Origin of the sequence: Devosia alba (assembly GCF_039938915.1) — a bacterium.
Taxonomy (GTDB): domain Bacteria; phylum Pseudomonadota; class Alphaproteobacteria; order Rhizobiales; family Devosiaceae; genus Devosia; species Devosia alba.
The window spans coordinates 1-233 of the sequence record NZ_JBDUUI010000166.1; the positions used below are offsets into that span (position 1 = coordinate 1).

The following is a 233-nucleotide window of genomic DNA, read 5'->3' on the forward strand; positions in this document are numbered from 1 at the left end:
TTGCAGCCCAATCTGAGACTGTGCTTGCTCAGACTGGAGCTGCGTGTTATACAGGGCCTGTGCAGTACGTTGGCGTGATGCAGTGCGTTGCAGGTTTATCTGTGTAATGCCTTTAGCTAACTGCGTCATAGCAGCTTTATTCTGACTCATAGCAGCCTTCTGCTGAGTCCCGGCATCAAAGGCACCCAGCAGCGCTTTACCAGCTACAGCAGCAACGTAGCCCCACATACTAT

At 51.9% G+C, this 233-nt stretch carries 1 protein-coding gene; it reads right to left on the reverse strand.

Annotated features, from left to right (window positions below):
• Positions 1 to 233 (reverse strand): virion core protein, T7 gp14 family (locus tag ABFY71_RS19165; RefSeq protein WP_347947471.1); only part of this gene is annotated, 233 nt, incomplete at both ends.